The sequence below is a fragment of the Burkholderia seminalis DSM 23518 genome (assembly GCF_902832885.1).
In the GTDB taxonomy this organism is placed as follows: Bacteria; Pseudomonadota; Gammaproteobacteria; order Burkholderiales; family Burkholderiaceae; genus Burkholderia; species Burkholderia seminalis.
Window position 1 is genome coordinate 1 of sequence record NZ_CADFDK010000050.1, and the last position, 414, is coordinate 414.

Annotated in this window: 1 pseudogene; it reads right to left on the minus strand. The window is 58.2% G+C overall.

Annotated elements, in window-relative coordinates:
• Nucleotides 1-344, minus strand: a pseudogene (locus HWX00_RS36580) (transposase); the annotation flags it as partial.
• Nucleotides 345-414: the final 70 nt, after the last annotated feature.

Sequence of the window (414 nt, forward strand, 5' to 3'; positions counted from 1 at the left end):
CAGGTAGCGACATGCCTTGCGTTGCGAGAGCCCCCGCCGAGTCAGGACTTCCAGCGCTTCGCGCCGGCCCGTCGGGGTGATCATTTTTTTCGGCTGAACTCCTTCAGGCCGTCGATGACCAGCATCTGCTCGGCGATCAGGCGCTTGAGCCGATCGTTCTCCGATTCCAGCTCCTTGAGCCGACGAGCGTCAGCCACGTCCATCCCGCCGAACTTGTTGCGCCAACGATAGAACGTCTGTTCCGAAATGTTGTGGCGCTTGCATAGATCCTTCACCGGCTCATCCCGGCTCTCGGCCTCGCGCAAGATGCGGATGATCTGCTCGTCGGTAAATCGCTTCTTCATCGAGTCCTCCTTGTCCCTAGGATAAAAGAGAACTCACTTGCCGGATGGCTACAAGAAACGTCTCAGGTCA